This window comes from Luteococcus sediminum, assembly GCF_054783495.1.
The window spans coordinates 148,068-163,109 of record NZ_BAAGQL010000008.1 but is presented as its reverse complement, the minus strand read 5'-3'; the positions used below and the strand labels follow the sequence as shown (position 1 = coordinate 163,109).

Below are 15,042 nucleotides of genomic sequence, written 5' to 3'. Positions count from 1 at the left end.
CAAGCCCGTGGTGACCCCCGAGCCCAGCAAGCCCGTGGTGACCCCCGAGCCCAGCAAGCCCGTGGTGACCCCCGAGCCCAGCACCCCGGCCGAGACGCCGGTTCCCGAGCTGCCCCTGCCGCAGACCCCCGAGGGTGAGGAAGAGGTCACCATCGTCGTCGTCGTCCCGGAGACTCCTGCCGAAGGCACCCCGGTCGATCTGCCGCTGGCTCCCACCCCCGAGGCTCCGGTCGTCGAGCTCAAGCGCCCGGTGGCCCTGCCTCGCACCGGTGACCAGGGCGGCTTCTCGCCGCTGCTGGCTGGCGCCGGCGTGTGCGCGATCGCCTTCGCCGGTTCCTTCGCGGGCCGTCGCAAGAAGTGACGCAGTCGCAGTACTGAACGACCGTCCTGACGGTCAGCAATCCGGAAGAGGGCCCGACACCACACGGCGTCGGGCCCTCGACCCGTCCGGATGCGTTCGCCAGTTCACTTCCCGCGTACTTGCTGGACACCGGGACGGTGGAGGCGCTTGTCTGGACTGATGAAGAAGGTACTGCTTGTCCTGACCAGCGCTGACGAGATCGCCGGCGAGCCCACCGGCTACACCCTCAGCGAAGCCGCGCACCCGTGGAAGATCTTCCGCGACGCCGGCCACGTCGTCGACTTCGCCTCCATTGCCGGAGGCACCCCGCCCGTCGACCCGAACAGCGAGCGCGACGAGATCACCGACGAGTTCGAGTCCGATGCCACGGTGCAGGCCGGGCTGGCCAACACCGCCAAGGTGGAATTCGTCGAGGCCGACCAGTACGACGCCATCTACCTGGTGGGCGGCCACGGCACCATGGTGGACTTCCGGGGCAACGAGCACCTCGCCCGCCTGGTGAAGACCTTGGCCGACACTGGAGCCGTCGTCTCCGCCGTCTGCCACGGCCCGTCGGGTCTGCTCGATGTCGAACTGGCCAACGGCCTGCGCATCGTCGAGGGTCGCAAGGTGGCCGCTTTCACCGATGACGAGGAGGCCGAGCTGGGCAAGACCGCGCAGGTGCCCTTCCTACTCTCCAGTGAGCTGGAGGCCCAGGGCGCCACATTGGTGCCCGCCGAGAACTGGGCCGAGAATGTGGTGGTCGACGGCCTGTTGGTCACTGGCCAGAATCCCGCCTCCGCCGCAGGGGTCGCCAAGGAGGTGGTCAAGATCCTGACCACCCTCGTGCGCGAGGAGAAGGCCGAGGAGGAGGCCGCGGCCGAGGAGCTGCGCGCCGAGAAGGATGCGGAGAAGGAGGCCGCCGAGACCGAGAAGGAGAAGCCGGCCAGCGAGTGACCGGCCCACCCCACATTCGCCAGCAGGTGCCCCGCGTCGGAGCCGTCCGACGCGGGGCACCTGCGTGTGGGTACCCTCCGGGATGTGGTGACCCGTGACATGCCACGATGGGACCGATCGACCACTGACGGACGGGAGGGCGATGACACAGCGGGAACAGGACGCGCGGGCGCGTGTCGAGGCTGGGCTGGAGCACTGGAGCTTCACCACTCCCAGCGCGACCCTCGCCACTCGTCCGTGGAGCGAGCCGAGCACCATGATCTCGCTGCGCACCGTGAGCACCATCGAGGACCCCTCCCTTCGCGGTGTGGAGCATGCGTGGGCCGTCGGGTCCGGTCCGGACAACGCGGACCCTGCGGAGTCCACCCCGTCGCAGGAGCTGCCGGGTGGACTGCTGGACCGTGAGGTGCCACTGGACGACCTGCTGCCCTGGGAACTCTCGGAGGGGGGCGAGGCACTCGGGCCCGACCAGATCCACCCCGAACCGCAGGCTCACCCGTCCTTCGAAGCGCCGGAGCCCTCAGCGTGGCGTCCGCCTGCCCCTGTGCGAGGCGAACCTGCCACCATCTCCTTCGAGGACGACCCGGACGGCGAGGAGGTGATGGATCGCCGCCCAGCACGTTCCGAACTCAGCGATCCCATGAAGATCCTCCAGGGGATCGCGGGCTTCCTCTTCGTGATCCTGGTCATCTTCATGAGCTGAGGCGCTTGGCGCCACCCGCACCGGTCGGGGAGACCTCAGCATGAAAGAATGGACCCAGCCCCGCTACGAAGGAGTGATGATGGCTGAGTTCGCCTACGAGGACATGCTGCCGCTCGGCAAGGATGAAACCCCCTACCGCCTGCTGACCACCGAGGGTGTCAGCGTTGTCGAAGGCCCCGGTGGCCGAAAGTTCCTCGAGGTGGCGCCCGAGGCCCTCACCCTGCTGGCCGAGACCGCCATGCACGACATTGCGCACTACCTGCGCCCCGCACACCTGGCCCAGTTGAAGAAGATCATGGACGATCCGGAGGCCAGCCCCAATGACAAGTTCGTCGCGCTCGACCTGTTGAAGAATGCCAACATCGCCGCTGGTGGCGTGCTGCCCATGTGTCAGGACACCGGCACCGCGATCGTCTCCGGCCACCGCGGCCAGCACGTGCTCACCGAGGGGCCCGACGAGAAGGCCCTGAGCCTGGGCATCTACAACGCCTACACCAAGCTCAACCTGCGCTACTCGCAGAATGCCCCCATCAGCATGTGGGAGGAGAAGAACACCGGCAACAACCTGCCGGCGCAGATCGACATCGAGGCCGAGACCCACCCCGGCCATGAGGACGAGTACGGCTTCCTGTTCATGGCCAAGGGTGGCGGCTCGGCCAACAAGAGCTACCTGTACCAGGAGACCAAGGCCATCCTGAATCCCGACTCGATGATGAAGTTCCTCGAGGAGAAGATCCGCAGCCTGGGCACCGCCGCCTGCCCGCCCTACCACTTGGCCATCGTCGTCGGCGGCACCTCCGCCGAGGCCTCGCTGCGCACCGCCAAGTACGCATCGGCCAAGTACCTGGACGCCCTGCCCGACCACGGTGACATCACCGGGCACGGCTTCCGTGACCACGAGCTCGAGGAGCAGGTGCTGGAGCTCACCCGCAAGCTCGGCATCGGTGCCCAGTTCGGTGGCAAGTACTTCTGCCACGACGTGCGTGTGATCCGCCTGCCCCGCCACGGCGCCTCGCTGCCCGTCGCGATGGCCGTCTCCTGCTCGGCCGACCGTCAGTGCAAGGCCAAGATCACCCCCGAGGGCGTCTTCATCGAGCAGCTCGAGTTCGAGCCGGCGAAGTACCTGCCGGACACCGTCCCCGCCGATCTGGAGGCCGAGAGCGACGGGATCTCCGGTACCGGCAAGGGCGCGGCGGTCAAGATCGACCTCAACAAGCCGATGCCCGAGATCCTGGCCGAGCTGAGCAAGCATCCGGTCAAGACCCGCCTGAGCCTCACCGGCACCCTGGTGGTGGCGCGTGACATCGCCCACGCCAAGATTCGCGAGCGTCTTGATGCCGGCGAGGAGATGCCGCAGTACCTGAAGGACCACCCGGTCTACTACGCCGGCCCGGCGAAGACCCCCGACGGCATGGCCTCGGGCTCCTTCGGCCCCACGACCGCGGGCCGCATGGACTCCTATGTCGACCAGTTCCAGGCCGCCGGGGGCTCCATGGTGATGCTGGCCAAGGGCAACCGCTCGCAGCAGGTCACCGACGCCTGCCACAAGCACGGCGGCTTCTACCTGGGCTCCATCGGCGGCCCCGCCGCCCGTCTGGCCCAGGACTGCATCAAGAAGGTCGAGGTGCTGGAGTACCCCGAGCTGGGCATGGAGGCCGTCTGGCGCATCGAGGTTGAGGACTTCCCGGCCTTCATCGTCGTCGACGACAAGGGCAATGACTTCTTCGCCGAGGTCAACAAGCCCCTGGTGAGCACCATCACCACCCGTCCCGACATCGACTCCGCCGGTGACACCGAGGGCAACAAGAAGTAGTCCCCACACGCGGCGGGAGGGCCCGGTCCAGATGGACCGGGCCCTCCCGTGTGTCGTGGCTCAGGTGCGGTGTGGATCAGGCCTGCGGATGGTCCTGCTGCAGGGGCTGGCCGGGCTGCGTGGTGGGAGGCGTCGACTGCTGCGCCTCGGCGGCGGTCGCCTGCGGTGCGGCGGCGTGCTCGGGGCTGCCGAGCCCCCCGCCGGCGACGACCCCGGCCTCGGCCGGGTCCTGCTGCAGCACGCCGTGGATGCGCTCCATCATGGCGGACTCCCCCGGGGAGACTCCCTTGGCGGCCTCGGCCACCTGCTGGGTTGCGGCGCTCACGTAGTTCTTGAGCGCGTCCAGGGTGGCTGGGTCCTTGCTGGCGGCTCCGACGGCCTGGCGCAGGTTCTCGATGAGCCTGTCCTCCATCTCGGCCCTGTTGCCGGCGGCGGGCGGCAGCGAGATGCCGCTCTTCATCACCTGGATGAACTCCTCGGGGGCCCCGGCCAGAGCATTGGAGGCGGCCATCGACTCCTTGAAGGTGGCGAGGAAGCCCGGCTCAGCCTGAGACACCAGGGCAATCGCTCCCATGGCACCGTTGCGGATGGTCTCGATCTCTTGCTGCGTGAACTGGGTCATGGCTCCAGTCTGCGAGGCCACACCCATCACGGGAAGGGCCTATCGCCGTCGGCAGAACGACCGACAGGGGCCCTGCCCGAAGGCAGGACCCCTGTCAGTGCTGTGCGTGACGAACCGGTCAGCGCTGGTCCATCGGCACGAAGTTGCGCTCGGTCTGGCCGACGTAGACCTGGCGCGGGCGGCCGATCTTCGTGGCCGGATCGGCCTGCTGCTCGCGCCACTGGGCGATCCAGCCGGGCAGGCGGCCGATGGCGAACAGCACGGTGAACATGTTGACCGGGAAGCCCATGGCCTCGTAGATCAGGCCCGAGTAGAAGTCCACATTCGGGTACAGCTTGCGCGACTGGAAGTAGTCGTCCTCGAGGGCGGTCTGCTCGAGCTCCTGGGCAATGTCCAGCAGGTCGCGGCGACCCTCCTTGAGCTTGAGCACCTCGTCGGCATGCTTCTTGATCAGCGCGGCGCGCGGGTCGTAGTTCTTGTAGATGCGGTGTCCGAAGCCCATGAGCTTGATGCCGGACTCCTTGTTCTTCACCTTGGTGACGAACTCCTGGACGCTCATGCCCGAGTCCTTGATCTGCTGCAGCATCTCCAGCACGGACTGGTTGGCGCCGCCGTGCAGCGGGCCGGACAGGGCATTCACGCCGGAGGCGACCGAGGCGTAGATGTTGGCCTGCGAGGAGCCGACCAGGCGCACGGTGGAGGTGGAGCAGTTCTGCTCGTGGTCGGCGTGCAGGATCAGCAGCACCTCGAGGGCGCGGGTGATGGCGTCATCGATCTGGTAGGGCTCGGCCGGGCTGCCGAAGCTCATGCGCTCGAAGTTCTCGACGTAGCTGAGCGAGTAGTCGGGGTAGAGCGTGGGCTTGCCGATGGAGTTCTTGTAGCCATAGGCGGCCAGCGTCGGCACCTTGGCGAGCAGGCGGATCGTCGCCTCCTCGATGGCCTCCGGCGTCAGGTCGGTGGTCTCGGAGTTGAAGGTGCTCAGGCCCATGATGCCGGCGGCGAGCACGGGCATCGGGTGGCTGCGACGGGGGAAGCAACGGAAGAAGTCGCGCATCCGCTCGTCGATGATCATGTTCTGGGTGATGCGGTGCTCGAAGGTGGCCAGCTGGTCGGCCGTGGGGAGCTCACCGTAGATGACGAGGTAGGCGACCTCGAGGAAGCTGGACTGCGCGGCCAGCTGCTCGATCGGGTAGCCGCGGTACTGCAGGATGCCCTTGTCACCGTCGATGAAGGTGATCGCCGACTTGCACGAGGCGGTGCTCGAGAAGCCCTGGTCGTAGGTGGTGTCGCCGGTGCCGGCCAGCAGCTTGACGATGTCGTGGCCATCGTTGCCCTGCGTCGCCTTGACGAAGGGCAGGTCGACGGACTTCTCGCCGACGGTGAAGGTGGCGTTGGTCATGTGCAGTTCCTCCTTGAACCGAGGCGGAACGCCTCGACAGAGTGGTCAAGTGCTGGTGGTGAGGCGAACGGTCTGGCGCTCGTTGCCAGCAGATGGGCACACGATACCGCGAGAGGGGCCGGTGTGAAATACGTCTCCACCACGGCTCCCGCCGCGGGATCAGCGGGCAGGAGTGATGCTGCCGACGCTCTGGAGCATTCGGTTGGGGGTGCCGGAGGAGGCCTTGATCACCACATTCTTCTGTGACTGGGTGAGCAACTGGTTGCTCACCTGCGCCGGGGTCCAGGCGGGACGGGCCTGCAGCACCAAGGCTGCTGCTCCCGCGACGTGTGGGGCCGCCATGGAGGTTCCGGAATCCACCATGGTGGCGCTGTTGCTGCCGATCCAGGCCGAACGGATACCGACGCCCGGAGCGTAGAGGTCCACACAGCGTCCGTGGTTGGAGTCGGCGGCCTGGCGGTTGTCGACGGAGGCATTGGCCACGGTGATGGCCTCCGGGGTGCTGGCGGGGCTGATGGTGCAGGCATCGACGGTTGGCATGCCTTGCTCGGCATTGCCGGCAGCCGCGACCACGGTGATGCCGTCGGCCACTGCGGCCTTCACCGCGGCGGTCATCTCGTTGTTCGTCGCGCCCCCGACGCTCATGTTGAGCACGGCGGGGGTGCCGGCCCGGTGGTCTCCCACAGCCCAGTCGAGGGCGGCGACCATGTTGCTGGTGAAGCCCCCGCCGCTGCAGTCGAGCACCTTGACCGGCACGATGGTGGCCTGCTTGGCCACCCCGAACCGGGTACCTGCCAGGGTGGCGGCGACGTGGGTGCCATGACCGGCGCAGTCCGTCGGCGGGGTGCCGGGCTCCTCGTAGTTGGGGCCCTGGGTGACGCGTCCGGTGAAGTCGGCGTGCGACAGGTTGAGCCCCGAGTCGAGCACATAGGCCGTCACGCCAGCGCCGGTGTGCACTGCGCTGAAGCTGCGGCTGGGTCGGGGGCTTGCCTGGTCGATCCGGTCCAGGCCGATGGGCGGGTTGTTCTGGGTGCCCGCGGCGTGGATGCGGGTGTCGGGGGTGACCGAGACGACGCCGGGCAGCGCACGCAGCTTCGCGGCGGAAGCCTCGTCCATGGTGACCGTCATGCCCGGGAACACCCTGGTGAAGCGGTGGTGGATCCGATGGTCGCTCGCAGCGGCGCGCGTCTGCGCCCGGGCCAGGCTGTCATTGCTGGTGGTGCGCACGATCCAGCGCGTGTCGGGTCGGGGTGCGGCTTCGGCGGGCACCCCTTGGGGCGTCGCGGAGCCGAGCAGGAGTGCCCCGAGCACCGAGAGGCAGAGCAGGGCGCCGAGCGGTCCACGGCGGGTGGGCTGGCATTGCTGGGCGGTCATGGGAGCCTTTCGGGGCGGGTGGGTCTGGAGTCACTGTAGGTGGTCGGCCGTGCCGCGTCGTGGAGGGGGACGTGGGGGCGTGGCGCGGATCTTCAGGAACGGTCTGGCAAGGGCGTTCATCTTCTTGGGATGCCTTTCGGAGTTGACTCCCCGAAGATGGGTTGAAATTTCAACCAAAACTGGGCTAGGCTGGGAACCAGTTGGTCGGCCCCCCGGCGACCGGCACCTCGAACTTCTGGGGCGGGGCCACACCGCTCCAGCCACAGCAGCAATCCACACAGCAGCAATCCACACAGCAGCAATCCACACAGCAGCAATCCAGGGAGAAGACATGACTGACCTGAAGAACCTCCAGGGCACCTACATCCTCGACAACACCCACTCGACCCTCGGTTTCGTGGCCCGTCACGCCATGATCACCAAGGTGCGCGGCTCCTTCACCGACTTCAGCGGCACCGCCCAGGTCAACGGCCAGGACCCGGCGGCCAGCAGCGTGACCGTCGACATCAACGTCGCCAGCATCGACACCCGCAATGCCGACCGCGATGCCCACCTCACCAGCGGCGACTTCTTCGAGGTCGAGAAGTTCCCGAAGATCACCTTCGCCTCCACCCAGGTGCAGGTCGTCGACGCCGACACCGTCGAGATCACCGGTGACCTGACCATCAAGAGCGTCACCAAGAGCGTCACGATCCCCTTCGAGTTCACCGGTGCCGCCACCGACCCCTTCGGCAACGAGCGCATCGGCTTCGAGGGCAAGACCGAGGTCAACCGTCGTGAGTTCGACCTCACCTGGAATGCGGCCCTCGACACCGGCGGCGTGCTGGTGAGCGAGAAGATCACCCTCGAGTTCGAGATCTCGGCCATCAAGCAGGCCTGACATCCACGCGGCACCGCCGCGACGCTGTGTGCACGGGTCGCACGGGCCAGGGGCGTCCACTCCACCCGGAGTGGGCGCCCCTGGCTCGCGCCCGGACGGCACCATCAGTGCTGGTGAGGCAGGAATTTCCACCTGGTCAGACGCCCTCTGGACCCGAGCTGCCCCGCCTAGGATGGTGACATGGCACGCGTCACCGGCCAGGGCCTCCATGACCACGTCGAACGGATGCGCGACGAGCACCCCCCCCGCTGGCCCTCGCTGGGGTGGACCGCACGATCATCAACCCCCGCGCCATGCGAGAACGCTTCACCGGCACCCTCGACTACCTCGCCCATGTCGAACGCGAGGTGGAGCGCAACCTGCTCGAACTGCTCGCAGTCCTGCCCAATCCCAGCACCGTCGACGAGTTCTTCTATGCCGAGGTCTGGGGCCCGCAGGAGCTCGCCCACGGCGCCATCCTCGACCAGCTCCAGGCAGACCTCGGCCTGGTCACCACCGCCCCCCCACCTCGAGGCGGGCCTGCAGGTGAAGGTGCTCGGCGCCCTGGCCCACATCCCCCAGGTGCAGGACGTCTCGAGGATGCTCTACTACCTCACCGGGGCCTCCACCGAACGCCAGGTCGTGCTGGCCTACTCCACGCTCACCAAGGAGCTCGACGCGCTGGGGGAGCGGGCCATCTCCGAGACCATCATCCAGCCGATCAAGCAGCAGGAGCCCGGCCGCTTCAAGGCGGCCCTGCTGTGGGCCGACCGCCAAGGAATGGACTACCCGCCCTATGTGCTGAAGGCCCTGCACGAGGTCGTGGAACTCCACCGGGAACAGGCCACTGCCACCAACCCCACCTACGGAAGGATGAAGCCATGAGCCACGCCGTCGACCTGGTGGTGACAGGGAGGGTGCAAGGAGTCGGCTACCGCTGGAGCTGCGCCCAGCAGGCCGAGCAGCTCGGGGTCGACGGTTGGGTCCGCAACCGCCCCGACGGCACCGTCGAGGTGCACGCCGAGGGCGGGCAGCAGGCCGTCGAGCGACTCGTCGAGTGGTGCCGGCAGGGCCCCCGCTGGGCGGGCGTCGACCAGGTGCACGTCGCCACCGGAGCACACCAGGGCCTGACCGGCTTCACCGTCCGCTGAGACCAGCGTCCTGGTCTGCGTGCGCCACGGCAGCCGCCAGCTTCTCGGTGGCGAACCAGGCCGTCGCCGACGGCGGCAGGGTCAGCTCGACCGGCGCACTGCCCAACAGCAGCTGGCAACCACCCAACCCCAGCCGCTCCAGCGACGGGTCGTCCAGCGGCAGCGACTGGTCACCGAAATTGGTCAGGCAGTGCCAGCCGCCCCGCGCCCAGTGCAACAACTCGTCGGTGCCGGCCAGCCATCGCAAGGGCTCGGCGGACACCAGCGGCAGCAGCCGGGAGCGCAGCATGATGGCGCGCCGCACCACGTGCAGCATCGAGTCCTCGTCGTCCAGCTGTGCCTCCACCGAGAGCTCCCCGAAGACCTCCGGCTGCGGCAGGTGCGCCCCGCCGCCGCCGAAGCCGAAACTGGAACCGCCCGCACCCCAGCTCGGCGAGCCGCTGCGCTCCCGGGTCCACGGCAGGGGAACCCGGCAACCGTCGCGCCCCTTCTCCCGCGACGAGCGGGTCGCCAAGGGGTCGGTGAGCAGTTCACGCGGCAGGTCGGCCACCTCGGGCAGGCCCAGTTCGTCGCCCTGGAAGATGTAGGTGCAGCCAGGCAGGGCCAGCTCGGCCATGAGGGCGGCACGGGAGCGGGACCGGCCCAGCTCGACGTCGACCAGCGGGTGGGCGCCGTCGGCCAGCAGCCATTGGCGGGCCAGCCACTGGGTGTCGTGGCGGAAGGCCGGCTCCTCGGGGAAGGCCTCGTCGGTGAAGACCCGCGGCTCGGGCGGGGTGGGCAGCCCCAGTCGGCTCGCCACCCGGGGTGTGTCGTGGCAGCCCAGCAGCCAGGTGGTGCTGGCGCCGGTGCGCTCCGCCTCCTCGAGGGCCTGCATGATGACCTCGCGCACGTCGTCGGCACGCCAGTCCGCCTCCTGCATCGAGAAGTTGAAGGCCTGGCCCAGCGTCTCGGGGCTGGCATAGCGGGAGCGACGCTCGGGCAGTACGGCCGCTTCCGCCACGGCGAAACGGGGCGGGTCATAGGAGTCGAAGACGCGCCGCCAGCCGCGGTAGACCTCCATGAGTTCTTCGCGGTCGAACCAGGGGTGCGAGCCGTCGGGCCGGGCGAAATGCTGCACCGTGGCCCACGGCTCCCAGGGCTCCGAGAGGTCCTTGACCAGCGAGTGGGCGACATCGACGCGGAAACCGTCGACACCGCGGTCGGCCCAGAAGCGCAGTGTCCGCTCGAAGTCCTCGCGCACCTCGGGATTGCCCCAGTCCAGGTCTGGCTGCTCGGCGGCGAACAGGTGCAGGTACCACTGGCCGTCGCCCACCGGCTCCCAGGCCGAGCCGCCGAACAGGCTCTGCCAGTCGTTCGGGGGCTCGCCGCCGCAGTTGGCCCCGTCGCGGAAGACGTAGCGGGCGCGCTCCGGGGAGCCGGGGCCGGCGGCCAGCGCCTGCTGGAACCAGGCATGGCGGTGCGAGGTGTGGTTGGGCACCAGGTCGACGATCACCATGATCTGGCGCTCGTGCAACGCCGCGACCATCTCGTCGAAGTCGTCCAGGGTGCCCAGTCGGTGGTCGACGGCGCGGTGGTCGTCGACGTCATAGCCACCGTCGGCCAGCTCCGAAGGGTAGAAGGGGCTGAGCCAGACCGCGTCGATGCCCAGCCAGGCCAGGTGGTCGGCGCGGGAGGTGATGCCCGGCAGGTCACCGATCCCGTCGGAGTCGGAATCGGCGAAGCTGCGGGGATAGACCTGCAGCACGACGGCCTCGCGCCAGCGCTCTGGGATGCTCATGCACCCATCCTGTCACCCGATGTCACTGCTTGTGGGAGTAGTGTTCGCCCACAGCGTCGGTGGAAGGCTGGCCCTCGACGAGGTGACACGAATACCGTGGAACCGAAGGCCCCGGGTCACGTGGCGGGGCAGGACCACATGCACCGTCGCGGTCCAACCAGCAAGGACCCCCACTGACGAGATCAGGAGCGATGATGACGAACGAGCAGAACTTCAGCACCGAGAAGAACTTCGACGCCGAGCAGGCCAAGGCCAAGGTCGCCGAGGCCGCCGCCAGGGCCAAGGAGCAGGCCGATGCCGCCAAGGCCAAGGCCGCCGAGCGCACCGAGCAGGCCAAGGCCAAGCTGAACGAGGGTGCCAACAGCGACAAGGCCGCCCAGGCCCAGGAGAAGGCCAAGGAGGCCGCCGCCAAGGCTCGCCTGGCCGCCGATGAGGCCGCGGCCAAGGCGAGCGAGGCGGTGCACAAGAACCGCGCCAAGATCGACAGCACCGTCGACAAGGCCGCCGAGCTGATCGACGCCAAGACCCAGGGCAAGGCCACCGGCGTCGTCAGCAAGATCAAGCAGGTCATCGCCTCGGTCCTCGACAAGGCCGAGACCAGGAGCGGGTCGACCGTGACGCCCGGAACTGCCGTGCGCACCGAGGCCGACCAGGCCGCCAAGCAGGGCTCCGACATCGACGCCGGGACCGTCGCCGAGGACCTGATCGAGCGTCAGGCCGCCCGCGCCGAGCAGTCGGGCAACTCCTCCGAGGCCGAGGTGAAGCCCGGCCGTGCCGCCGAGACCAATGATGACGAGGACCGCGGCTTCTACGGGGCCGTGAAGACCGAGGACACCGTCGAGACCAAGGCCGAGGGCGACAACCGCTTCTGACGGCCGATGACGTGAGAGTCCCTGGTGGCCCAGCTCAGACGAGCTGGGCCACCAGTGCCTTCCACACCGTGCGCCACGCGTCGAGCGCACCGTCACGGGCGGCGCTCACTCGCCAGCTCAACCCCAGCCCAGCTCGTGCAGACGCCCGTCCTCGATGCCGAAGAAGTGGGCCACTTCGTGCACGACCGTGGTGAGCACCTCGTCGGCCACCTGTTCGCGGGTCTGGCACATGCGCAGCGTGGGCAGGCGGTAGATGAAGATGCGGTCGGGCAGCACTGCCGAGTAGGAGTGGCCCCGTTCGGTCAGCGGGATACCCTCGTACAGGCCCAGGATCGTCGGGTCCTGCTCGTTGGCGTCCTCGATGATCAGCAGGCAGTTGTCGACGAGCTCCATCAGCTGGTCGGGGATCTCCTCCAGCGCCTCGGCGGTCAGCTCCTCGAACTCGTCGGGGCCCATCTCAACCATGCCGTGCCTCCTGCGCCCGGGCCTCGCCGTCCGCGACGGCCCAGGCGACGAAGTCTCGCAGGTCCTTGCCCCGTTCGGACAGCGAGCCGTAGTGGCTGCTGGCCGACGGGTCCTCGCGGATCCGCAGCGCCTCCGCAGCGAGCTTGTGCCAGCGCTCGTCAAGGGTGGTCTGCACATAACGCCCGGCCCCGGACTTGGAGGTCATCTCGCCGGTGGCGAGCAGGTGGTGCAAGCGGGCCACGCCCAGCGCCGACCAGGCCACGGCATCGTCATGGCGGCCGATCACCAGCCAGCCCAGTTTCAGCTCGCGGGCGGTGCGCGCCCAGTAGGCGGCCAGGTTCTCCCGGGAGTAGGCCACCAGCTCCTCGTGCGGGGAGTGGATGCCGAGCACCCGTGGGTCGCGGCCGGTGACGCGGATGGCGCGGGTGGCCAGCTCGTGCCAGGCCACCGGGTTCAGGTCGGTGCGGCCCTCGGGCTCGAAGCTCCCGGCATGGGTGCACGGCACCGGCGGGCACTGGTCCGCGGGGCGCTGCAGGTCCTCGATGACGACGTGGTGGCCGTCGAAGTCGTGGTCGGTGAAGTCGAGCCAGACCTGGGCGTGGGCCGCCTCCAGGGCGCGCAGGTCATCGGCCTGGGGACGGCGCGAGAGCACGGCGGTGTAGTCCACATCGGAGCTGGTGAAGAACTCCCCCCAACACAGCGATCCCCGCAGGTAGAGACCTTCCAGGAGGCCCTCGGCGCTGTGGTTGAGGGCGTGGGTGAAGGATTCGCAGATGGCCTGCACCTGCTCGGGGAGCTCCATGTCAGTCCAGTTCCCGGCGCTGCTGGTCGGGCAGCTGTCGGGACTGCGTGCCGGCCGCGATGGTGGGTCCCAGCCAGAAGACCCACACGGCGGCCAGTGCCACCAGGGGCCCCATCCGGCCGCTGGTCACCGCCGCCAGCGCGATGGCGGCCGGAAAGATCCAGAAGCTGGTCCACCACGGCCGCTCCTGCGCCGGGGCAGGTTGCTCGCCGGTTGGCGAGGGGACCTTCTTGGTGGCGGCGCCGATGGGATCAAGGGTGGGGATGGCCGGTGCCGAGGACCGACCGGGGCGTCGCCCGGGCAGGTCGGTGAACAGTACGTCCAGCTCCGGCTGGGTGCGCGCGGCCAGCGCCTGGCCGAGGCGCTCGTCGAACTCGTCCAGCCGCAGGCGACCTGCGGACAGGTGTTCGCGCAGCAGCTCGGCGGCGTCGTCACGCTCGGCATCCCCGATGCGCAGGGGGGACGGTTCACTCACGCTGTCCATCATGCCGCACACAGGACCACCCCTCGGGACGGATCCCCGGGGCTGTGGAGAACGAGGTCCACCTGTGGACAAGCGCGGAGGCTGTGGACGATGGCGGGCGAGAGGTCCGGGAAACAGCGCTGCACGGCACAATGGGAGCCATGAGCCCCGAGCAGCGCCAGACCGCCAGCCCCGCCCAGCCTGCCAGCCCCGCCCAGCCTGCCAGCCCGGCCAGCCTGGAGTGGATCAGCCGGCTGTGCCGCGTCGACTCCACCAGCCGCGGCAGCAACCAGGGCGTCATCGACCTGGTGGCCGAGGAGTTCCGCCGCCACGGCATCGAGCCCCACCTGTTCGACTCTCCCGACGGGCTCAAGAAGGGGCTGGTGGCCACCGTGCCCGCCGCCGACGGCTCCACCCGCGGCGGCGTCGTGATCAGCGGGCACACCGACGTCGTGCCCGTCGACGGCCAACCGTGGTCGAGCGAGCCCTTCGAGCCCGAGGTGCGCGAGGGCCTGCTGTACGGCCGCGGCACCGCCGACATGAAGGGCTACCTCGGCATCGCCCTGCACCTGCTGCCCAGCTTCGTGGACGCCGAGCTCGCCGAACCGATCCACTACGCCCTCAGCTACGACGAGGAGGTCGGCTGTCGCGGCGGCGACGCGATCGTCGAGCAGATCAACCAGCTCGGGCTGGCACCTCGCGCCGCCCTGGTCGGGGAGCCCACCAGCATGCGCATCGTGCGCGCCCACAAGTCCGTCTGCTACGTCACCGTCACCTTCACCGGCGTCGAATCGCACAGCTCGCTGACCACCCACGGCGTCAACGCCATCCACTACGGCGCCGAACTGGTGGCCTGGTGGAACCAGGTGGCAGAGGGATGGAAGCAGCACGGCCCCTTCGACGAGGCCTACCCGATCAGCCACTCCACCGGCGGGGTCAACCAGTTCACCGGCGGCACCGCCGGCAACATCGTCCCCGGCCGGGCCCAGCTGGTGCTCGAGTGCCGCACCGTGCCCGGCAATGACCTCGACCAGCTGGTCGCCGAGCTGCACGACTTCTGCGACCAGCTGCGCAGCCGCATGAAGGCCGAGAACCCCGCCGCCGACGTCGAGGTGGTCGTCGACGCCCAGGCCCCGGCCCTGGACACCCCCGCCGACGCCTGGGTGGTTGAGCTGGCCGAACAGCTCGGGGGCCTGCCGAGCGAGGACAAGGAGGCCTATGCCACCGAGGCGGGCCAGTTCGGGCGCGGTGGCATCCCCGCGGTGGTCTGCGGCCCCGGTGACATCGCCCAGGCCCACAAGGCCGACGAGTTCCTCGCCCTGGACCAGATCACCGCTTGTGAGGCCTACCTCGGGCGCCTGGTGGAGGTACTCGGCGCCAGAACCCGGACCTGATCGGAAGCTCCAGGTGCTGGACAGGGAGGGTATCCAGCCCTGAAGCTTTGC

16 protein-coding genes are annotated in these 15,042 nt (G+C 68.9%); 9 read left to right on the top strand and 7 right to left on the bottom strand.

Features of this window, described 5'->3' with window-relative positions; genetic code table 11:
* The 4 genes from ACYVKA_RS05725 to ACYVKA_RS05710 all read left to right on the top strand — a co-directional run.
* Positions 1-361: LPXTG cell wall anchor domain-containing protein (locus ACYVKA_RS05725; RefSeq protein WP_460703733.1), on the top strand; the 361-nt coding region annotated here is incomplete at its 5' end.
* A gap of 159 nt (positions 362-520) precedes the next feature.
* A complete protein-coding gene (locus ACYVKA_RS05720; protein ID WP_460703731.1) occupies positions 521-1,297 on the top strand; it encodes a type 1 glutamine amidotransferase domain-containing protein in 777 nt (258 codons plus the stop codon).
* 142 nt (positions 1,298-1,439) lie between these two features.
* Positions 1,440-2,000 carry a hypothetical protein gene (locus tag ACYVKA_RS05715; protein ID WP_460703729.1) on the top strand — a complete coding sequence of 187 codons (561 nt, stop codon included), beginning with the start codon at positions 1,440-1,442 and terminating at the stop codon, positions 1,998-2,000.
* A gap of 79 nt (positions 2,001-2,079) precedes the next feature.
* The gene (locus ACYVKA_RS05710) at positions 2,080-3,813 is read left to right on the top strand and encodes a fumarate hydratase (RefSeq protein ID WP_460703727.1); all 1,734 of its coding nucleotides are present in this window, start codon (positions 2,080-2,082) and stop codon (positions 3,811-3,813) included.
* Between the two features lie 76 nt (positions 3,814-3,889).
* Here ACYVKA_RS05710 and ACYVKA_RS05705 read toward each other — a convergent pair whose 3' ends face one another.
* From ACYVKA_RS05705 to ACYVKA_RS05695, 3 genes are all read right to left on the bottom strand, one after another.
* Entirely contained in the window at positions 3,890-4,435 is a 546-nt protein-coding gene (locus ACYVKA_RS05705) for a hypothetical protein (protein WP_460703725.1), read from the bottom strand.
* Between the two features lie 118 nt (positions 4,436-4,553).
* Complete coding sequence (locus ACYVKA_RS05700) at positions 4,554-5,834, bottom strand: citrate synthase (RefSeq protein ID WP_394276801.1); 1,281 nt, start codon at positions 5,832-5,834, stop codon at positions 4,554-4,556.
* Positions 5,835-5,993: 159 nt separating this feature from the next.
* The gene (locus tag ACYVKA_RS05695; protein ID WP_460703723.1) at positions 5,994-7,208 is read right to left on the bottom strand and encodes a S8 family peptidase; all 1,215 of its coding nucleotides are present in this window, start codon (positions 7,206-7,208) and stop codon (positions 5,994-5,996) included.
* Between the two features lie 331 nt (positions 7,209-7,539).
* On the opposite strand from ACYVKA_RS05695, the gene ACYVKA_RS05690 reads away from it, so the two are divergent.
* From ACYVKA_RS05690 to ACYVKA_RS05680, 3 genes are all read left to right on the top strand, one after another.
* Complete coding sequence (locus ACYVKA_RS05690) at positions 7,540-8,088, top strand: YceI family protein (protein ID WP_460703721.1); 549 nt, start codon at positions 7,540-7,542, stop codon at positions 8,086-8,088.
* A 414-nt stretch (positions 8,089-8,502) separates the two neighbouring features.
* On the top strand, positions 8,503-8,952 hold the full coding sequence (locus ACYVKA_RS05685; protein WP_460703719.1) for a hypothetical protein: 450 nt from the start codon (positions 8,503-8,505) through the stop codon (positions 8,950-8,952).
* The gene (locus ACYVKA_RS05680; protein WP_394276796.1) at positions 8,949-9,218 is read left to right on the top strand and encodes an acylphosphatase; all 270 of its coding nucleotides are present in this window, start codon (positions 8,949-8,951) and stop codon (positions 9,216-9,218) included. The genes ACYVKA_RS05685 and ACYVKA_RS05680 overlap by 4 nt, the downstream gene beginning before the upstream one ends.
* Here the strand turns inward: ACYVKA_RS05680 and ACYVKA_RS05675 are convergent.
* Entirely contained in the window at positions 9,205-10,995 is a 1,791-nt protein-coding gene (locus tag ACYVKA_RS05675) for a glycoside hydrolase family 13 protein (protein ID WP_460703717.1), read from the bottom strand. The genes ACYVKA_RS05680 and ACYVKA_RS05675 overlap by 14 nt on opposite strands.
* 194 nt (positions 10,996-11,189) lie before the next feature.
* Between ACYVKA_RS05675 and ACYVKA_RS05670 the strand changes: the two genes are divergently transcribed.
* Positions 11,190-11,867, top strand: a complete 678-nt coding sequence (locus ACYVKA_RS05670; protein ID WP_460703715.1) for an Rv0909 family putative TA system antitoxin — start codon at positions 11,190-11,192, stop codon at positions 11,865-11,867.
* A 117-nt stretch (positions 11,868-11,984) separates the two neighbouring features.
* Here ACYVKA_RS05670 and ACYVKA_RS05665 read toward each other — a convergent pair whose 3' ends face one another.
* From ACYVKA_RS05665 to ACYVKA_RS05655, 3 genes are read right to left on the bottom strand one after another with little or no spacing between them, the layout of a single operon-like run.
* On the bottom strand, positions 11,985-12,332 hold the full coding sequence (locus ACYVKA_RS05665; protein WP_460703713.1) for a metallopeptidase family protein: 348 nt from the start codon (positions 12,330-12,332) through the stop codon (positions 11,985-11,987).
* Entirely contained in the window at positions 12,325-13,134 is an 810-nt protein-coding gene (locus tag ACYVKA_RS05660) for a hypothetical protein (protein WP_460703711.1), read from the bottom strand. Before ACYVKA_RS05660 ends, ACYVKA_RS05665 begins: the two co-directional genes overlap by 8 nt.
* 1 nt (position 13,135) lies before the next feature.
* Positions 13,136-13,609 carry a DUF1707 SHOCT-like domain-containing protein gene (locus ACYVKA_RS05655; protein ID WP_460703709.1) on the bottom strand — a complete coding sequence of 158 codons (474 nt, stop codon included), beginning with the start codon at positions 13,607-13,609 and terminating at the stop codon, positions 13,136-13,138.
* Positions 13,610-13,758: 149 nt separating this feature from the next.
* On the opposite strand from ACYVKA_RS05655, the gene argE reads away from it, so the two are divergent.
* Entirely contained in the window at positions 13,759-14,991 is a 1,233-nt protein-coding gene (gene argE, locus ACYVKA_RS05650) for an acetylornithine deacetylase (RefSeq protein WP_460703707.1), read from the top strand.
* The last annotated feature ends 51 nt before the right edge of the window (positions 14,992-15,042 follow it).